Raw genomic sequence first — 17,709 nt, 5'->3', positions numbered from 1 at the left:
CGTACGCAGCCAAGACCTTGCCCTGCGCGGGCGGGCACGGGCAAACCGATCTTGCGGGCGTTGTGCGGGCCTCAGAAGAGGTTGACGGCGGCGAAACGCAGGACCAGCTGCGGTGCTCCGGAGAGGAGGACTCCGACGGCCGCGGTGAGGACGAGCGCAGTGGTGAGCGGGGATGGAGCGTGGAATCCGCGGGCCCCGGAGGCCGGAGTTCCGGTGGTCCGCGGAGTGCGGGCCCGGGCCGATTCCACCGTGGTTTCCGGCGTGCGGAACAGGATCGCGGTCCACCGAAGGTAGTAATAGAGCGCGATCACCACGTTGACGGCCATCACGACGGCGAGCCAGCCGAGCCCCGCGTCGACGGCCGCCGAGAAGACCGCGACCTTCGCGAAGAGGCCGATGATGCCGGGCGGCAGTCCGGCCAGGCAGAGCAGGAAGAAGCCGAGGGCGAGGGCGGCGAGGGGCCGGGTCGTGCAGAGGCCCCGGTAGTCGGCGATGCGGTTGCCGGGATGCGCGCGGGCCACGAGGGCGGCGACGGTGAACGCGCCCAGGTTCACGACGGCGTACATCAGGGCGTACGCGACGGTGGAGCCGATCTGCTCGTCGCTGGAGTACGCGGCGGCCGCGATCGGGACGAGCAGGTAGCCGGCCTGGGCGACGGAGGACCAGGCGAGGAGCCGGACGGCACTGCGGGCGCGGGTGCCGTCCTGGCGGAGGGCGGCGACGTTCCCGACGGTCATGGTGAGCGCGGCGAGAACCGCGAGGGCGGGGCCCCAGACGTCGGCGTAGGAAGGGAACGCGATGACCGTGACCAGGATGATCCCCGAGAAGCCGACGGCCTTGCCGACGACGGAGAGGTAGGCGGCGATCGGGAGGGGCGCGCCGATGTAGGTGTCGGGGACCCAGAAGTGGAAGGGCGCGGCGGCGGTCTTGAAGGCGAAGCCGACGAGCGTGAGGGCGACGCCGGCCTTGGCGAGGGTGTCGAGCACCGGGGGCACGTCGGCGAGGCGGTCGGCGATCTCGGTGAGGTGCAGGGTGCCGGTGGTCGCGTAAACGAAGCTGACGCCGAGCAGCATGACGGCGGTGGCGACGACGGACGAGAGGAAGAACTTCAGCGCCGCTTCGGAGGAGCGGCGGTCACCGCGCTTGATGCCGACGAGGGCGAAGGCGGGCAGTGAGGCGACTTCGAGGGCGACGACGAGGGTGGCGAGGTCGCGGGAGGCGGGCAGGAGTGCGGCGCCCGCCGCGGAGGCCAGGAGCAGGAACCAGTACTCCCCTACGGGGAGTCCGCGCGTGTCGTCGAGGGAGAGCAGGACGGTGAGGAACGCGCCGCCGAGGACGAGGGCCTGGATGACGAGGGTGAAGTGGTCGGCGGTGTAGCTGCATGCCTGGGTACCGGTGGTGACGCAGAAGGTGGAACGGTCACCGGCGCGCAGGGGGATCAGGAGTACGAGGGCGCCGGCCAGCGCGGTGAGGGTGCCGTAGCCGAGAAGCCGTTTGCGGTGCGCGGGCAGGAACAGGTCGGTGACGAGGACGAGCAGGGCGGCCAGCGCGGTGAGGGTGGGGGGCGCGATGGCGAGCCAGTCGATGGTCTGGACGACGCTGGGGGCGGTGTCGGCCGCCGCGGCGAGGACGCCCGGGGCGGTGCTGAGGTCCGCGGTCACGACTTGCCTCCTGCGAGGAGCTTCTGCACGGCCGGGTCGGTGAGGCCGAGGAGGACGGCGGGCCAGAGCCCGGCGAGGACGGTGAGGGCGGCGAGCGGGGTCCAGGCGGCGGCTTCGTAGCTCTGGATGTCGGCAAGCTGCGGGGTGGCGGTCGGCCGGACCCCGGCGGCTCCGGTCGGCCGGGCCGCGTCGGCCGTCTGCGGGGACGGGGCACTGGGCGAGAGCTGGGAGTGGGGCGTGTGCTCGCCCATGCAGACGCGGCGGACGACGATGAGCATGTACGCGGCGGTGAGCAGGGTGCCGAACGCCCCGATGGCCATGAAGGTGCGGAACGCGGGACGGCTGAGGCCTTCGGCGGGGCTGTAAGCGCCGAACAGCGTCAGCATCTCGCCCCAGAATCCGGCGAGTCCGGGCAGGCCGAGCGAGGCGACGGCGGCGAACGCGAGCAGCGCGCCGAGGCGGGGGGCGCGGCCGTAGAGGGCGGCCCCGGTGGCGCCGGCGAGGGTGTCGAGGTCGGCGGTTCCGTAGCGGTCCTTGACGGCGCCGACCAGGAAGAACAGCAGGCCGGTGATGAGGCCGTGGGCGATGTTGGAGAAGAGCGCGCCGTTGACTCCGGTGGGGGTCATGGTGGCGATGCCGAGCAGCACGAAGCCCATGTGGCCGACGGAGGAGTACGCGATGAGCCGCTTGAGGTCGCCCTTCGCCCCGGTACGGGCCAGGGCCAGGCAGGCGAGGGATCCGTAGACGATGCCAACAACAGCGAACGCAGCGAGGTAGGGCGCGAAGGTGCGCATGCCGTCGGGGGCAATGGGGAGCAGGATCCGGACGAATCCGTACGTTCCCATCTTCAGCAGGACGCCCGCGAGGAGCACGGACCCGACGGTGGGGGCGGCGGTGTGGGCGTCGGGGAGCCAGCTGTGCAGGGGCCACATCGGGGTCTTCACGGCGAGGCCGATGCCGATCGCGAGAACGGCGATGACCTGCACGGATGTGGTGAGGCCACGACCGTTGTCAGTGGCGAGTGCCACCATGTCGAAGGTGCCGCTCTTCAGCCCGATGAGGAGGAGGCCCAGCAGCATGACGACCGAGCCGAGCAGCGTGTAGAGGATGAACTTCCAGGCGGCGGCCTGCCGCTGGTCACCGCCCCAACGGGCGATGAGGAAGTACATCGGGATGAGGACCATCTCGAAGGCGAGGAAGAAGAGCAGCAGGTCGAGGACGGCGAAGGTGGCGAGGGTGCCGGATTCCAGGACGAGGACGAGGGCGACGAAGGCCTTCGGCGAGGGGCCCGCGGGCGGCTTGAAGTAGCTGTACAGCGCGCACAGGAAGGTCAGCAGCGCGGTCAGGAGCAGGAGGGGGAGCGAGATGCCGTCGATGCCGAGGTGGATGCGGACGTCGAGCGCCGGGATCCAGCTGATGTCGGTGGTCGCCTGCATCGTGGCGGGATGGTCGTGGTCGAAGCCGACGGCCAGGGCGATCGCGGCGATGAGCACGGCGCCGGTGACGGTCACGCCATGGCGGAGCACGGCCTGGTCGGGGTTCTTGCCCTTGAGACCGGGCGGGGCGGGGAGCAGGGCCGCGACGGCGCCGAGGAGCGGGGCGACGACGATGAACGCGAGAAGGAACTGCATCACGGACGGGCTGATATCGATCACGGTCACGACCCCGCGTTGACGTTGGCGAAGACGACGGCGGCGATCGCCAGGACGAGGGACCCGGCGAGCAGGGCGCCGACGTAGGTCTGCACGTTGCCGGTCTGGGCCCGCCGGACGGCGGTGCCGAGGAGGCGGGTGGCGGTGCCCGATCCGTTGACATAGGTGTCGACGACCGTGCGGTCCAGGAAGCGGACGAGGCGGGCGGCGGCCTGGACGGGCCGGACGAACAGCGCCGTGTACAGGGCGTCCAGATGGAAGCCGGTGACGGCGTGGCGGTGGAGCGGGCCGAGGAGCAGCCTGCCGGGGTCGGCCGGGTCGGCGGCGTCCGCGATGGTGCCGTAGGCGGCGGTGTGGGACGTCATGGCCTCGGCTTCGACGAGGGCGGGTTCGGCGCCGGGGTGGGCGGCGACGGCGCCGATCGGGGTGCGGGCGGCCAGCGCGGTGGTGTGCCGCCACGCGCCGTAGGTGACGAGGCCGCCGACGAGGGTGACGCCGGTGGACAGGACGGCGGTGGTGAGGGTCGGTGTGAGGGCGTGTCCGTCGAACCAGTCGCCGATCGTGCCCACCGTGAGCCCGAAGGCGATGGTGGGGACGGCCAGGATCCACAGGACGGAGGTCATGGCGGCGGGCTGCCTGCCGTGGTCGGGCACTTCGGCCCCCCGGCCGCGGAAGGCGAGGAGCCAGAGGCGTACGGCGTAGGCGGCGGTGAGGACGGCGGCGAGGAGTCCGCCGACCAGGATCGTCCAGCCCGCGGCGGCCGGGGCGACGGTCCGGTCCCCGAGGGCGGTGTGCTCGGCGGCGACGAGAACGGCTTCCTTGGAGAAAAAGCCGGCGAACGGCGGGATGGCGGCCAGCGCGAGGAGGGCGACCGTCATCGTCCAGTAGGCGTCCGGGATACGGCGGGCGAGGCCGCTCATGCGGGACATGGCGGCGAGTGAGTTGGTGCCCGCGGCGTGGATGACGACACCGGCGGCGAGGAAGAGGACGGCTTTGAAAGCACCGTGCGAGATGAGGTGGAAGACGGCGGCCCCGCGGTCACCGACGGCCAGGGCGCCCGACATGTAGCCGAGCTGCCCGATCGTCGAGTAGGCGAGGACCCGCTTGATGTCGTCCTGGGCGAGGGCGGCGAGCCCGGACCCGATCATCGTGACGGCCGCCATCACGGCGAGGGCGACGAGCGCGGCGCCGGAGGCGGCGAAGACGGGCAGCAGGCGGGCCACGAAGTAGATGCCGGCGGCGACCATCGTCGCGGCGTGGATGAGCGCGGAGACGGGGGTGGGGCCGGCCATCGCGTCAGGCAGCCAGGTGTGCAGGGGGAACTGCGCGGACTTGCCCGCGACGCCCGCGAGGAGCAGCAGCGCGATGAGGGTGGGGTGGTCGAGTCCGCCGGTGGTGACGGCGGCGAGGATCTTGGTGATGCGGAAGCTGCCGGTGTCGGCGGCGAGGGCGAACAGACCGATCAGGAAGGGGACGTCACCGAGTTTGGTGACCAGAAAGGCCTTGAGGGAGGCGGCGCGGGCTTCGGGCGTCTCCCAGTAGTGGCCGACGAGGAAGTACGAGCAGATGCCCATGATCTCCCAGCCGACCAGGAGCACCATCAGGTCGCCGGAGTAGACGACCAGGAGCATCGCGGCAGTGAAGAGGGAGACGAGGGAGGCGTAGGAGGGGTAGCGGGCGTCGTCGCGGAGGTAGGCCGTGGAGTAGAGCTGTACGCAGGTGGCGACGAGCCCGACGAGGACGGCGACCAGGACCGCGAAGCCGTCCAGGTGGAGGGCCAGGTCGATGGGGACGGAGCCGGTGGGGGTGAGCTGCGTCGCGGCGTCGATGGCGCGGCCGCCGCCCTGGCGGACGGCGACGATCACCGCGATGACGGCTGCGGTCAGCGTCGGGAGGATCGCCAGGGGCCGGACGAAGCCGGGGGCGCTGCGGCCTACGGCGAGTCCGGCGACGGCTCCGAGGAAGGGGAGGAGCGGGACGAGGGCGGCGAGGGTCGTGGTGGTCACGCGGTGGCCTCTGCGTTCGTGGAGTTCCCTGCCGTTTCGGCGTCACCGGCCCCGGCGGTGTCGTGGCTCTCGGCCGTGTCGCGGAGGCGGTCGATGTCGGAGGTGCCCCGGTTGCGGTAGACGGCCAGGACGATTGCCAGGCCGATGCCGATCTCGGCGGCGGCGATGGCGATGGTGAAGAGCGTGAGGGCCTGACCGGAGTGGAGGGTGTCGCGGAGCCACACGTCGAAGGCGACGAGGTTGAGGTTGACGGCGTTGAGCATCAGCTCGACGGACATCAGGACGAGGATCGCGTTGCGGCGGACGAGGACGCCGTAGAGGCCGGTACAGAAGAGGAGGGCGGCGAGCACGGCGGGATAGACGAGGTGCATCAGCTCTGCTCCTCCTGCCCGGGCGGAGTCCCCCGGTCCGGGGCGGGCTTGTCCGGGGCCGGCTTGTCAGGGGCGGACCGGACGGTGGCGTCGGCGTCGCGTTTGCGGGACAGGACGATGGCGCCGACGAGGGCCGCGAGCAGCAGCACGGAGAGCGCTTCGAAGGGCAGGACCCAGTTCCGGAACAGAAAGGCGCCGGTGACCTTCGTGGAGCCCTGGGCCGGTCCTTCGAGGTCGATCCAGGTGGTGCGGAAGGCATCGACCACGACCCAGACGAGAGCGGCCGCCGCGGCGAGGGCTACGCCGAGAGCGACCCATCGGTTGCCCGAATCGGCGTCCGGGGAACGGCCGATGGGGGCCCGGGTGAGCATCAGCCCGAACAGCAGGAGGACGACGATGGAACCGACGTAGATCAGGACCTGCACCCAGGCGATGAACTCCGCCGTGAGCAGGAGGTACTCGACGGCCAGTCCGCCGAGAGCGACGACGAGCCAGAGGGCGGCGTGCACGAGCTGCTTGGTCGTGACGGTGATGACGGCGGCGCCGAGGGTGGCGAGGCCGACGAGGACGAAGGCGATCTCGACGCCGGACGGGGAGAGGAAACCGGGGTGGTCACCGGCGGCCAGGGTGTTCGTCACGGCGGTGGACACCGTGCTCAGGGGCGCGCTCGCCGCTGTGAACGTCATGAGGTTCCGCCCTTCTCCTCGGGCCTCTCCGCGGACTTCTCCTCGGACTGTTCCTGCGCGCGTTGGGCGGCGATCTTGTCCGCGGCCTTGCGGGCGGCGGCGACCTCCTTCGGTTCCTCGGCCCCGGGGTCGAGGGCGGGCGGTTCCGGCACGGTCCACATCCACTCGCGGAGCTTGTCGCGCTCGTGGGTGAGTTCGTGGATGTCCGTCTCCGCGTACTCGAACTCGGGCGACCAGAACAACGCGTCGAAGGGGCAGACCTCGATACAGATACCGCAGTACATGCAGAGGGAGAAGTCGATGGCGAAGCGGTCGAGGACGTTCCGGCTGCGCTCGCGGCCGCCGGGGGCGGCGGGCGGCACCGTCTCCTTGTGGGAGTCGATGTAGATGCACCAGTCGGGGCACTCACGGGCGCAGAGCATGCAGACCGTGCAGTTCTCCTCGAACAGCCCGATGACGCCACGGGAGCGGGGCGGGAGTTCGGGCTGTGTCTCGGGGTACTGCGCGGTGACGGACTTCTTCGTCATCGTGCGCAGGGTGACGGCGAGGCCCTTGGCCAGGCCGGATCCGGGGATCGGGGTCACTGGTTGATCGCCACCTTCACGATGCCGGTGAGCGCGATCTGCGCGAGGGCGAGGGGAACGAGGGTGGTCCAGGCGAGCTTCTGCAACTGGTCCTCACGCAGACGCGGATAGCTGACGCGCAGCCAGATGACGACGAACGCGAGAAGGGCGGTCTTGAGGAGGGTCCAGAGCCAGCCGAGTCCGTCGGCACCGAACGGGCCGTGCCAGCCGCCGAGGAAAAGGACGGTGGTCAGGGCGCACAGGATGACGATGCCCGCGTACTCGGCGAGGAGGAACAGGGCGAACCGCAGCCCCGTGTACTCGGTGTACGCGCCGAAGATGATCTCGGAGTCGGCGACGGGCATGTCGAACGGGGGGCGCTGGAGCTCGGCGAGACCCGCGACGAAGAAGACCAGGGCTCCGGCGATCTGCCAGGGCAGCCACCACCACTCGAACGCGTCGAGGATGCCGGTGAGCGAGACCGTACCGGCCGCCATGGCGACGGAGGCGGCGGCGAGGAGCATCGGCAGCTCGTAGGAGAGCAGTTGCGCGGCGGTCCGGAGGCCCCCGAGGAGGGAGAACTTGTTGGCCGACGCCCAGCCCGCCATGAGCGAGCCGAGGACGCCGATGCCCATGACGGCGAGCACGAAGAAGATGCCCGCGTCGATGGCCTGGACGACCGCGCCCTCGCCGGGGCCGACGGGGATGACCGCGAGGACCAGGAGGTACGGGAGGAGGGCGACGGCGGGGGCGAGCTGGAAGACGCGGCGGTCGGCGGCGGCCGGGACCACGTCCTCCTTCTGCGCGAACTTCACGCCGTCCGCGACGAGCTGGGCCCAGCCGTGGAAGCCGCCCGCGTACATGGGGCCCAGGCGGCCCTGCATATGGGCCATCACCTTGTGCTCGGTCTGGCCCACGAGGAGGGGGGCGACCAGGAACACGCCGAAGACGACGGCCAGGCGGAGGGCGACGTCGAGAACGTCGTTCACTCGGTATCACCTCCGGCGGGGTGGTCTGGGTCGGGGCTGGCGCTGGGGCTGGTGTTGTCGGGGTCAAGGGGCACGGGGTCCTCGAACGCCGGTTGGGCGTCATGCCAAGGGGCGTCTGTGCTGCGCACCCGGGGCGGAGGCGCAGGTGCGGCGCCGGAAGCGTCCGGGGCAGGCCGCTGGCTGGCCGAACCCTCCGACGCGGAACGGGAACGGCGGGCCGGGCGCGCCGGGGGCGCCGAAGGCGTCGCGGGCACATCCGGCACCGGCCCCTGAGCGGCCGAGGCATCCGCCGACGCTCCCGGCTCCGGCCGCTGACTCGCCGAACCCTCCGACGCCGAACGGGAGCGGCGCGGGCGGGTCGCCGGGGGTGGGGGCGAGGGCTCCGGGGCCGAGGCCTCCGTAGGTGCGGGGGCTCCCGGAGAGCTGGGGTCCTTGGTCGGCATGGGGCGTTGGGCGGCGGAGCCCTCACTCGCGCTGCGGGTGCGGCGGGGCGGGCGGTCGGTTGTGGCGCGGGCCCCTCGGGCCGGGCGGGCGGCGGCAGGGGGGAGCTGGCCCTTCAGGGGTCCCCACTCGTTCGGGTCGGGGACGCCGGGCGGGAGCATCGCGCGGCGCTTGGGGCCGCTGTGGCCCTCCGCCGGCTCCCCCGGTTCCTTCGCCCCGGGCCAGGCCTTGGCGACCCGGGCCGCCAGGACGAAGTCCTTGCGCAGCGGGTGGCCCTCGAAGCCCTCCGGCAGCAGCAGCGGGACGAGATGGGGGTGGCCCTCGAAGGAGACGCCGAACATCTCGTGCGTCTCGCGCTCGTGCCACGCCGCGCCCGCGTAGACGTCGATGGCGGTGGGCAGGACGGCCGCGTCGTGCGGCACGGTCGTCCGTACCATCAGCCGCCGGACCGTCCCCGTGCCCAGGGCCGCGACATGGGCGCAGACGCGGAAGCCGACGCCGGGTTCGTCCACGGCGCTGAGCCAGTCGAAGTAGCTGCAGCCAAGCTCGTCGCGGGCGGTCCGCAGGGCGGTGATCCAGGCGGAGGCGGGGACGTCGACGGTGAGCAGGTCGTAGGCCGCCTCCGCTGTGGCCTCCCCGCCGAACAGCTCCGTCACGGCGTCCGGCAGCCGGTCGTAGGCCTCGGCGGCGGACGGTGCGTGCTGCTGACGCTGGTCGTGGTCGGTCATGGCTGCCCCTCCCCCGCTGACGGACCCGGCGTCGTGCCTGGCGTCCCGCCCGGCGGCGTCGGCGCGGCGACCAGGCCGCTGCGCAGGGCCGCGGTGGACGTTCCGCCGCCGGAGTTACCGGCGACAGCGGCGGTCCCGGCGGCCTCCGGTGCGTACCGCTCCGCCAGGGACTCGCGGGCGATCTTCTCCTGGAGCTTGAGGATGCCCTGGAGCAGTGCCTCGGGCCGGGGCGGGCAGCCGGGTACGTACACATCGACGGGGATGATCTGGTCGACGCCCTTGGTGACGGAGTACGAGTCCCAGTAGGGGCCGCCGCAGTTGGAGCAGGCGCCGAAGGAGATGACGTACTTCGGTTCGGGCATCTGCTCGTACAGGCGCTTCACGGCCGGGGCCATCTTGTCCGTCACCGTGCCGGAGACGATCATGAGGTCGGCCTGACGGGGGCCGGGAGCGAAAGGGATCACGCCGAGCCGGATGAAGTCGTGGCGCGCCATGGAGGCGGCGATGAACTCGATGGCGCAGCAGGCGAGTCCGAAGTTGAAGACCCAGAGGCTGTAGCGGCGGCCCCAGTTGAGGACGACCTTCATCGGTTCGGGCGCGAGCCGGGAGAGCACCCCGAGGCGCTTCGGCTCGGGGAGGAGCACCGGGTCCGACGGCGACGCGGGCTGCTGCGATGCGGAGGTCGGCCGACTCGTCAGGCCCATGCGAGGACGCCCTTCTTCCATGCGTAGAGCAGTCCCACGGCCAGGAAGCCGAGGAAGATGAACATTTCGATCAGCGTCGTCGCGCCGTATCCGGGAGCCGCGAACACCGTGGCCCACGGGAACAGGAAGATGGAGTCGACAGCGAAGATCACATACAGGAACGCGTAGACGTAGTAGCGGACCTGAGTGTGCGCCCAGCCCTCGCCGACCGGGTCGACGCCGCATTCGTACGTGAGGAGCTTCTCCGGCGTGGGGACGACGGGCCGCAGGAGGCGACCGGCTCCGAAGGCCACGGCGACGAACAGGACGCCGACCAGCGCGAGCAGGCCGATCACCGAGTAGCTCTGGAAGTAATCCGATGCGAGAGCGGTGGATCCGTCGACCGCCACGCCGGTCATGTCCGCCACGTCGGCCACGTCCGCCCCTCGCTCCCTCGTCGCCCGCGCCTGTCCCATATCTGTACGCACGGGAGTCTAGGGCCTGCTAAACGGAGCGTAAGCAGCCGCGTCGGGCATCAGGTGGGGTTATCCCTACTTCACCCCACCCATGAGCCCCATGGCGTGCGCCGAGACGGCCCGGCAGGCTGTCGGTATGACCATGACCCCTTCCGTGCCGGGCCCCTCACCGCTGCCACCCGCCCGATTCGCCCTCGACCGGTGGACCTGGCGGGAGGTCGGCTATCTGCTCGCCAATCTGCCGCTGGCCGTCGTCGGGTTCGTCTGCACGGTCCTCGTGATCGCTTTCGGTGCGGGCCTGTCCGTCACGGTGGTCGGCCTGCCGCTGCTCGTCGGCGGGCTCCAGGCCGCCCGGCTGCTGGGGCGGTTGGAGCGTCGGCGGGCCCGGTCGATGCTGGGCGTACGGGTCGATGAGCCGAGCCCGTTGGCACACGCCCCCCGGGGAGAGGGCGTCTTCAGCCGGTTGTGGTCGGGTCTGAAGGACCCGGTGGGCTGGCGGTCGTTGTTGTACGGGTTCATCCGGCTGCCGTGGGGCGTGCTGACGTTCGCGCTGACGCTGGTGAGCCTGTTCGTGCTGTGGCCAGTGCTCCCCTTCATCACACGAGGGCTGACGACGGTGGACCGGGCCATGGTGCGCGGGCTGCTGTCGCCCTCGGACGAGCTGGAGCGGCGGATCGCGGAGCTGGAGTCGGACCGGGGCGTGGTCGTGGACACCGCCGCCGCCGACCTGCGCCGCATCGAACGCGACCTCCACGACGGCGCCCAGGCCCGGCTGGTCGCCCTCGCCATGGGCCTCGGGCTGGCGAAGGAGAAGCTGACGGACGATCCCGAGGCGGCTGCCAGGATGGTCGACGAGGCGCACGGCGAGGTGAAGGTGGCTCTCCAGGAGCTGCGCGACCTGGCACGGGGCATCCACCCCGCCGTCCTCACCGACCGCGGCCTCGACGCCGCCCTCTCCGCGATCGCCTCCCGCTGTACGGTCCCGGTCCAGGTGTCGGTGGAGCTTCCCGGGCGGCCCGCGGAGGCGATCGAGGGCATCGCGTACTTCACCGTCTCGGAGCTCCTCCAGAACGTCAGCAAGCACAGTGGCGCGCGGTCGGCCTCCGTCGAGGTGTGGCGTACGGCGGACCGTTTGCTGATCCAGGTCACGGACGACGGGACGGGCGGGGCCCGGATGGAGGGCGGTACGGGCATGGCGGGGCTCGCCGAACGGCTGGACGCGGTAGACGGGGTGTTCGTCCTGGAGTCGCCCGAGGGCGGTCCGACCACCGTCACCGCGGAGCTGCCCTGGCGCGACCGGGCCGCCTGAGCGACCTGCCACCTGAGCCACCTGCCGGGGGACGCCCCGGCCTCCCACCCGCAAAGGGTGGGGAAAACCCCCGGTTGGATACGGAGAAGGGCCTCATGGTGCGGAATCCACCCGGCCAGCACTCTTGAGGGAGAACGGTCCGCGGTGAATGACGGACCTCTTCGGCACCGCACCAAGCCCCACGTACAGCCCGCTGAGAGACTGAGACTGAGACGGAACGGACGGCACTCATGGCCACGGCATACGGACCGGACACGCGGGACCGGGACCACCACGGTTCCGGCCCCGGCTTCGGGGCGAAGTCCCCGGCCAAGCACTTCCTCCCGGTGCCGCTGCGCGCACCGCTGGAGGCCCGTGCCTGGCGCGAGCTCCTTTATGTGCTGCTGAGTTTCCCGCTCAGCACGGTGATGTTCGTCTTCGCGGTCACCATGACGTCGCTGAGCGCGGGCCTGCTGATCACCTTCATAGGAATTCCGGTCCTCGCGGCCGGTCTCGCCGTCTGCCGGGGGTTCGGCGCGCTGGAGCGGCACCGGGCGCGCGGGCTGCTGGGGGTGGAGGTCGCTGATCCGGAGCGGGTGCGGGGTAAGACCGGCGGCCCGATGTCGTGGATGGGCGCGGTCCTCAAGAGCGGGGTGTCCTGGCGGCACCTGCTGTACACCCTGCTGCACTTCCCGTGGGCGGTGTTCACGTTCACGGTCGCGGTGGCGTTCTGGACGTACGGCCTGATGGCGCTGACCTATCCGCTGTGGCACTGGATCTTCCCGGTGTTCGTGGGAATCGACGGCCTCCAGCTGTACGGGGACGCCACACACCAGGAGTATCTGGACTCCCCCGCCGAGCTGGCCCTGACCGGAGCGCTGGGGCTGGTGCTGGTGCTGGTGGCGCCGTGGATCGTGCGGGGGCTGCTGACGGTGGACCGGCTGATGGTGACCGGTCTGCTGGGCCCGTCCCAGCTGGCCACCCGGGTCTCCGAGCTGGAGTCGGACCGGGGGGTGGTCGTGGACACCGCCGCCGCCGACCTGCGCCGCATCGAACGCGACCTCCACGACGGCGCCCAGGCCCGGCTGGTCGCCCTCGCCATGGATCTGGGGCTGGCGAAGGAGAAGCTCGCCGACGACCCGGAGGCCGCCGCGCGGATGGTCGACGAGGCGCACGGCGAGGTGAAGGTGGCTCTCCAGGAGCTGCGCGACCTGGCACGGGGCATCCACCCCGCCGTCCTCACCGACCGCGGCCTCGACGCCGCACTCTCCGCCATAGCCTCCCGCTGCACCGTTCCCGTGACGGTCGAAGTGGACCTGGAGTCGCGGCCGGCGCAGGCCATCGAGGGGATCGCGTACTTCACGGTCTCGGAGCTGCTCCAAAACATCAGCAAGCACTCGCGGGCGACCCGGGCCACGATCGATGTGTGGCGGGCGGGCGACCGGCTGATGCTCCAGATCACGGACAACGGCCGGGGCGGGGCCTCGGCGTCCTCGGGCAGCGGCCTGGCAGGGCTGACGGAACGGCTGGACGCGGTGGACGGGGTCCTCGTGGTCGACTCCCCGGCCGGGGGTCCGACGACGGTCACGGCGGAGCTGCCCTGGCGCGGCTGACCGCGCAAGCTGACCCGCACGAGCTGCGCTGGCAAGACTGGTCCACGAGCCGTCCAGGCAGAGCTGAGCCGTCCAAGCCGGGCCGGGCCATCCGGGCCCAGACCACCCCAAGCCAGGCCACCCCAGCCGGACAGGGCAGGCCCTGGCGACTCAGCCCCGCCGCCAGGGCCGGTCCACCCTGGCCGGTCCGCCGCCGCGCGCCTTCCCCCACCCGCGTCCTGCTGCCGGGCCCCGTGCCCGGCAGCAGCGCGTTTCCGGGTGCGTACCTGCCGGTCAGGCAGGGTTATCCACAGGGCCCCCATCGGCGTCCGGGTCCTGGGATGCTGGGACGGTCGGGACGCGAGGCGCAGTGGGCGGGCGCGGCGCGTGCAGTGGCGCGAGAATCGCCAGAACAGTGGGGGAACGACGTCGTGGAGAACGTGGAGAACAGGGTGCGTGTAGTCATCGCCGAGGACTCGGTCCTGCTGAGGGAAGGGCTGACCCGCCTGCTCACCGATCTCGGGCACGACGTGGTCGCGGGGGTCGGGGACGCCGAGGCACTGCTCAAGACCGTGGCGGATCTCGATGCCCGCGAGGAGCTGCCCGATGTGGTGGTGGCCGATGTACGGATGCCGCCGACACACACGGACGAGGGCGTGCGGGCGGCGGTGCGGCTGCGGAAGGACTATCCGGGCATCGGGGTCCTGGTCCTTTCGCAGTATGTCGAGGAGCAGTACGCCACCGAGTTGCTGGCGGGCAGCAGCCGGGGGGTGGGGTATCTGCTGAAGGACCGGGTGGCCGAGGTCCGCGAGTTCGTGGACGCGGTCGTTCGGGTGGCTCAGGGCGGCACGGCGCTGGACCCGGAAGTGGTGGCGCAGCTGCTGGGCCGCAGCCGTAAGCAGGACGTGTTGGCGGGGCTCACACCGCGCGAGCGTGAGGTTCTCGGTCTGATGGCCGAGGGCCGGACCAACTCCGCCATCGCCAAGCAGCTCGTGGTGAGCGACGGCGCGGTGGAGAAGCACGTCAGCAACATCTTCCAGAAGCTGGGGCTTTCGCCGAGCGACGGGGACCACCGGCGTGTCCTCGCCGTGCTCACCTACCTGAACTCCTAGAACCACCTGCACCCCCTGGCTATCTGACAGACTGTCAGATAGCCAGGGGTGGAGAGCGCACACAAACCCCCGGAAGTACTGCGGGAGCGCTATGGAAGCGCCGCGGGGCACTGCGGGAGCACTCCGGAGGCCCACGGGTGTCCGGCGGGCGCGGGCCGGGCGGCTCTGCACACGAAAACCGGGCAGTTCCGCACACGAGAAATCGAGGGACCTAGGACCAAAGACCCAAAGCGGAACGATTCCGTCCCACGATCGGGGGGCTTGCACAAGATGTCAAACCAGGCTAAAAGGGTGTCTCAAAACAGTGTCCACCATATGATCGGTCTCCGGAGGGCGGCCCGCGCGGACGTAGGGTGGCCCCTGGGATCGCCGGCTGGCCGGACGGTTCCGAACCGCCGCCCCAAGGGAGGTCCAGTTCAGTGACGAGCCAGGTCAGTAGCGCGGCAGAGAAGGCCGATGAGGCCAACGACGCCGTCCTCGGGGGCCAGCGCGCCCCCCTGTCAGGTACGACGGGAACGCCGGGCGGCGACGGGAAAGAGGTCCGCCGCCTGGACCGGGTGATCATCCGTTTCGCGGGCGACTCGGGTGACGGGATGCAGCTCACGGGCGACCGGTTCACCTCGGAGACGGCATCCTTCGGCAACGATCTGTCCACCCTGCCGAACTTCCCGGCGGAGATCCGCGCCCCCGCAGGCACCCTGCCAGGAGTCTCCTCCTTCCAGCTCCACTTCGCCGATCACGACATCCTCACCCCGGGCGACGCTCCGAACGTCCTGGTGGCGATGAACCCCGCCGCACTGAAGGCGAACATCGGCGACGTGCCGCGCGGCGCGGAGATCATCGTGAACACGGACGAGTTCACGAAGCGGCCGATGGCGAAGGTGGGGTATGCGACCAGTCCGCTGGAGGACGGGTCGCTGGAGGCGTACAACGTCCACCCGGTACCGCTGACGACGCTCACGATCGAGGCGCTGAAGGAGTTCGGGCTTCCCCGCAGGGAGGCCGAGCGCAGCAAGAACATGTTCGCGCTCGGGCTGCTGTCATGGATGTACCACCGGCCGACCGAGGGGACGGAGGCGTTCCTGCGGCAGAAGTTCGCGAAGAAGCCGCAGATCGCCGAGGCGAACGTGGCGGCTTTCCGGGCCGGGTGGAATTTCGGCGAGACCACGGAGGACTTCGCGGTCTCCTACGAGGTCGCCCCGGCCTCCCAGGCGTTCCCCACCGGCACCTACCGCAACATCTCGGGGAACCTGGCTCTGTCCTACGGCCTGATCGCCGCCGGGCAGCTCGCTGACCTGCCGCTCTACCTGGGCTCGTATCCGATCACCCCGGCCTCCGACATCCTGCACGAGCTGTCGCGGCACAAGAACTTCGGTGTGCGGACCTTCCAGGCCGAGGACGAGATCGCCGGGATCGGGGCGGCGCTGGGGGCCGCGTTCGGTGGGGCGCTGGGCGTGACCACGACGTCGGGGCCGGGTGTGGCGCTGAAGTCGGAGACGATCGGGCTCGCGGTCTCCCTGGAGCTGCCGCTGCTGATCATCGACATCCAGCGCGGCGGCCCTTCCACCGGGCTGCCGACCAAGACCGAGCAGGCAGACCTGCTCCAGGCGATGTACGGCAGAAACGGCGAGGCCCCGGTCCCGATCGTGGCCCCGCAGACCCCGGCCGACTGCTTCGACGCCGCGATCGACGCGGCCCGCATCGCCCTGACCTACCGCACCCCGGTCTTCCTGCTCTCCGACGGCTATCTGGCCAACGGTTCCGAGCCGTGGCGCATCCCAGAGACCGACAGCCTGCCGGACCTCACCACCTCCTTCGCCACCGGCCCGAACCACAGCCTGGCCGACGGCACCGAGGTGTTCTGGCCCTACAAGCGCGACCCGCACACCCTGGCTCGCCCCTGGGCGATCCCCGGGACCCCCGGCCTTGAGCACCGGATCGGCGGGATCGAGAAGCAGGACGGCACCGGCAACATCTCCTACGACCCGGCCAACCACGACCTCATGGTCCGTACGCGCCAGGCGAAGATCGACGGCATCGAGGTCCCCGACCTCACCGTCGACGACCCGGCCGGGGCCGGCACCCTGGTGCTCGGCTGGGGCTCGACGTACGGGCCGATCACCGCCGCCGTACGTCGGCTCCGCGCCGCCGGGCAGCCCATCGCCCAGGCCCATCTGCGCCACCTCAACCCCTTCCCGAGGAATCTCGGCGAGGTGCTGAAGCGTTACGACAAGGTCGTCGTGCCGGAGATGAACCTCGGTCAGCTCGCGATGCTGCTGCGGGCGAAGTATCTGGTGGACGCCCACAGCTACAACCAGGTCAACGGAATGCCGTTCAAGGCCGAGCAGCTCGCCACAGCTCTCAAGGAGGCCATCGATGCCTGACACCGAGGAACTGCAGCACAACGAACTGCTGCAGCTGGTGCCCAAGGCCGAGGCGAAGCAGTCCATGAAGGACTTCAAGTCCGACCAGGAAGTGCGCTGGTGCCCCGGCTGCGGCGACTACGCCGTTCTCGCCGCAGTGCAGGGGTTCATGCCCGAGCTGGGCCTGGCCAAGGAGAACATCGCCTTCGTCTCCGGCATCGGCTGCTCCTCCCGCTTCCCGTACTACATGAACACCTACGGGATGCACTCCATCCACGGCCGCGCCCCCTCCATCGCCACCGGACTCGCCACCTCGCGCCGGGACCTGTCGGTATGGGTGGTCACCGGTGACGGCGACGCGCTCTCCATCGGCGGCAACCACCTCATCCACGCCCTGCGCCGCAACGTCAACCTGAAGATCCTGCTGTTCAACAACCGGATCTACGGCCTGACGAAGGGCCAGTACAGCCCCACCTCGGAGATCGGCAAGATCACCAAGTCGACACCGATGGGTTCGCTCGACGCGCCGTTCAACCCGGTCTCCCTCGCCATCGGGGCGGAGGCGACCTTCGTGGCACGGACGGTCGACTCCGACCGCAAGCACCTCACGAGCGTGCTGCGCGCGGCGGCCGAACACCCCGGCACAGCGCTGGTGGAGATCTACCAGAACTGCAACATCTTCAACGACGGTGCGTTCGAGGTGCTCAAGGACAAGGAGCAGGCGACCGAGGCGGTCATCCGGCTTGAGCACGGGGAGCCGATCCTGTTCGGCGCCGAGGGTGCCAAGGGCGTCGTCCGCAACCAGGCCACCGGTGACCTGGAGGTCGTCGCGGTCACCGACGAGAACCGTTCGCAGGTCCTCGTCCACGACGCCCACGCCGACTCCCCCACCACGGCGTTCGCGCTGTCGCGGCTCGCCGACGCCGACACCCTGCACCACACCCCCATCGGGGTGCTCCGCAGTGTCCAGCGGCCCGTCTACGACACCCTGATGTCCGACCAGCTCGACAGCGCGGTGGACCGCGACGGCAAGGGCGACCTCGGCGCGCTGCTCGCCGGGAACGACACCTGGACGGTCATCGGCTGACCGCTGCCGTC

15 protein-coding genes are annotated in these 17,709 nt (G+C 70.9%); 5 read left to right on the top strand and 10 right to left on the bottom strand.

Features of this window, described 5'->3' with window-relative positions:
• Positions 1 to 71: 71 nt before the first annotated feature.
• From RI138_RS19875 to RI138_RS19830, 10 genes are read right to left on the bottom strand one after another with little or no spacing between them, the layout of a single operon-like run.
• Positions 72 to 1,661, bottom strand: coding sequence for an NADH-quinone oxidoreductase subunit N (locus RI138_RS19875; protein ID WP_311121033.1), 1,590 nt, complete (start codon positions 1,659 to 1,661; stop codon positions 72 to 74).
• Positions 1,658 to 3,322: an NADH-quinone oxidoreductase subunit M gene (locus RI138_RS19870; protein WP_311121032.1), complete on the bottom strand. Its 1,665-nt coding sequence runs from the start codon at positions 3,320 to 3,322 to the stop codon at positions 1,658 to 1,660. Before RI138_RS19870 ends, RI138_RS19875 begins: the two co-directional genes overlap by 4 nt.
• Positions 3,319 to 5,319, bottom strand: a complete 2,001-nt coding sequence (locus RI138_RS19865) for an NADH-quinone oxidoreductase subunit 5 family protein (protein WP_311121031.1) — start codon at positions 5,317 to 5,319, stop codon at positions 3,319 to 3,321. The genes RI138_RS19870 and RI138_RS19865 overlap by 4 nt, the downstream gene beginning before the upstream one ends.
• Positions 5,316 to 5,690: an NADH-quinone oxidoreductase subunit NuoK gene (gene nuoK, locus RI138_RS19860; RefSeq protein WP_311121030.1), complete on the bottom strand. Its 375-nt coding sequence runs from the start codon at positions 5,688 to 5,690 to the stop codon at positions 5,316 to 5,318. The genes RI138_RS19865 and nuoK overlap by 4 nt, the downstream gene beginning before the upstream one ends.
• Complete coding sequence (locus RI138_RS19855; RefSeq protein ID WP_311121029.1) at positions 5,690 to 6,376, bottom strand: NADH-quinone oxidoreductase subunit J family protein; 687 nt, start codon at positions 6,374 to 6,376, stop codon at positions 5,690 to 5,692. Before RI138_RS19855 ends, nuoK begins: the two co-directional genes overlap by 1 nt.
• Complete coding sequence (locus RI138_RS19850) at positions 6,373 to 6,960, bottom strand: NuoI/complex I 23 kDa subunit family protein (RefSeq protein ID WP_311121028.1); 588 nt, start codon at positions 6,958 to 6,960, stop codon at positions 6,373 to 6,375. Before RI138_RS19850 ends, RI138_RS19855 begins: the two co-directional genes overlap by 4 nt.
• Positions 6,957 to 7,928: a complex I subunit 1/NuoH family protein gene (locus tag RI138_RS19845; RefSeq protein WP_311121027.1), complete on the bottom strand. Its 972-nt coding sequence runs from the start codon at positions 7,926 to 7,928 to the stop codon at positions 6,957 to 6,959. Before RI138_RS19845 ends, RI138_RS19850 begins: the two co-directional genes overlap by 4 nt.
• Positions 7,925 to 9,097 (bottom strand): NADH-quinone oxidoreductase subunit C, encoded by a 1,173-nt coding sequence (locus tag RI138_RS19840; protein WP_311121026.1) that lies wholly within the window; start codon positions 9,095 to 9,097, stop codon positions 7,925 to 7,927. The genes RI138_RS19845 and RI138_RS19840 overlap by 4 nt, the downstream gene beginning before the upstream one ends.
• Complete coding sequence (locus RI138_RS19835; RefSeq protein WP_311121025.1) at positions 9,094 to 9,801, bottom strand: NADH-quinone oxidoreductase subunit B; 708 nt, start codon at positions 9,799 to 9,801, stop codon at positions 9,094 to 9,096. The genes RI138_RS19840 and RI138_RS19835 overlap by 4 nt, the downstream gene beginning before the upstream one ends.
• Positions 9,792 to 10,199 carry an NADH-quinone oxidoreductase subunit A gene (locus RI138_RS19830; RefSeq protein WP_311122947.1) on the bottom strand — a complete coding sequence of 136 codons (408 nt, stop codon included), beginning with the start codon at positions 10,197 to 10,199 and terminating at the stop codon, positions 9,792 to 9,794. The genes RI138_RS19835 and RI138_RS19830 overlap by 10 nt, the downstream gene beginning before the upstream one ends.
• A 193-nt stretch (positions 10,200 to 10,392) precedes the next feature.
• On the opposite strand from RI138_RS19830, the gene RI138_RS19825 reads away from it, so the two are divergent.
• The 5 genes from RI138_RS19825 to RI138_RS19805 all read left to right on the top strand — a co-directional run bounded on the left by RI138_RS19825 (position 10,393) and on the right by RI138_RS19805 (position 17,698).
• Positions 10,393 to 11,565: a sensor histidine kinase gene (locus RI138_RS19825; RefSeq protein ID WP_311121024.1), complete on the top strand. Its 1,173-nt coding sequence runs from the start codon at positions 10,393 to 10,395 to the stop codon at positions 11,563 to 11,565.
• Positions 11,566 to 11,795: 230 nt separating this feature from the next.
• Entirely contained in the window at positions 11,796 to 13,157 is a 1,362-nt protein-coding gene (locus tag RI138_RS19820) for a sensor histidine kinase (protein WP_311121023.1), read from the top strand.
• Positions 13,158 to 13,588: 431 nt separating this feature from the next.
• Positions 13,589 to 14,248 carry a response regulator transcription factor gene (locus tag RI138_RS19815; protein WP_311122946.1) on the top strand — a complete coding sequence of 220 codons (660 nt, stop codon included), beginning with the start codon at positions 13,589 to 13,591 and terminating at the stop codon, positions 14,246 to 14,248.
• Positions 14,249 to 14,667: 419 nt separating this feature from the next.
• Positions 14,668 to 16,632 carry a 2-oxoacid:acceptor oxidoreductase subunit alpha gene (locus RI138_RS19810; protein WP_311121022.1) on the top strand — a complete coding sequence of 655 codons (1,965 nt, stop codon included), beginning with the start codon at positions 14,668 to 14,670 and terminating at the stop codon, positions 16,630 to 16,632.
• Entirely contained in the window at positions 16,625 to 17,698 is a 1,074-nt protein-coding gene (locus RI138_RS19805; protein ID WP_096624964.1) for a 2-oxoacid:ferredoxin oxidoreductase subunit beta, read from the top strand. The genes RI138_RS19810 and RI138_RS19805 overlap by 8 nt, the downstream gene beginning before the upstream one ends.
• The last annotated feature ends 11 nt before the right edge of the window (positions 17,699 to 17,709 follow it).

The sequence above is a fragment of the Streptomyces durocortorensis genome (assembly GCF_031760065.1).
In the GTDB taxonomy this organism is placed as follows: domain Bacteria; phylum Actinomycetota; class Actinomycetes; order Streptomycetales; family Streptomycetaceae; genus Streptomyces.
This window is presented reverse-complemented; position numbering and strand designations above follow the sequence as displayed.

Coding starts and splice junctions, on each gene's coding strand:
- nuoK (WP_311121030.1), bottom strand. CDS start 5,690: ATGCACCTCGTCTATCCCGCCGTGCTCGCCGCCCTCCTCTTCTGTACC.
- RI138_RS19855 (WP_311121029.1), bottom strand. CDS start 6,376: ATGACGTTCACAGCGGCGAGCGCGCCCCTGAGCACGGTGTCCACCGCC.
- RI138_RS19840 (WP_311121026.1), bottom strand. CDS start 9,097: ATGACCGACCACGACCAGCGTCAGCAGCACGCACCGTCCGCCGCCGAG.
- RI138_RS19835 (WP_311121025.1), bottom strand. CDS start 9,801: ATGGGCCTGACGAGTCGGCCGACCTCCGCATCGCAGCAGCCCGCGTCG.
- RI138_RS19830 (WP_311122947.1), bottom strand. CDS start 10,199: ATGACCGGCGTGGCGGTCGACGGATCCACCGCTCTCGCATCGGATTAC.
- RI138_RS19825 (WP_311121024.1), top strand. CDS start 10,393: ATGACCATGACCCCTTCCGTGCCGGGCCCCTCACCGCTGCCACCCGCC.
- RI138_RS19820 (WP_311121023.1), top strand. CDS start 11,796: ATGGCCACGGCATACGGACCGGACACGCGGGACCGGGACCACCACGGT.
- RI138_RS19805 (WP_096624964.1), top strand. CDS start 16,625: ATGCCTGACACCGAGGAACTGCAGCACAACGAACTGCTGCAGCTGGTG.